At 43.1% G+C, this 520-nt stretch carries 1 pseudogene; it reads right to left on the reverse strand.

The window, feature by feature from the left end:
- Nucleotides 1-3: 3 nt before the first annotated feature.
- Nucleotides 4-520 (reverse strand): annotated as a pseudogene (locus AC1DRF_RS32035) (MFS transporter); the annotation flags it as partial.

A 520-nucleotide genomic window follows, 5' to 3' on the forward strand; every position in this document is an offset into this window, starting at 1 on the left:
ATATTATACAGAGGTTTCTTCTGTTTGAGGTGCCGGCAGCATTTTTCTTTCTTCTTGCGGCTCAGCTTCTTCTTGAACCTCTTCTTTTTGAACAAGAATTCTATTTTCACCGCTCCATGCTTTACTTAGTGAAGCAATGAGCATAATTACGCCTAAAATACCAAGCATGAAAAATAAGTTATGGTACGCATGTAAAATCGACGCTTTTTTAGCGCCTGCTACAACAGCCGTCACGGCCGATGTTTTTGCGTCCGCTTGACTCATCCCCATACCCATATAGCGTTTGATCATTTCAGACAGCTGCATCTTCACCTGAGGATCTACTGAGCTAATTTGACCTCGAAAATCTTCATAATAAATCGCATTTTGTCGAACAACAAACCATCCAATCACAGGTGCTACAATCGCCCCTAATAAATTTCGAATGGAGTGCAGTGAAATGGAACGCATCGAAGCTTGATGTAAATCTCCGGCTAGTGCCGCTCCTAGTGCACCGGATACCAGTGCCATACTAACACCC

The sequence above is a fragment of the Priestia sp. P5_B4 genome (genome assembly GCF_056400385.1).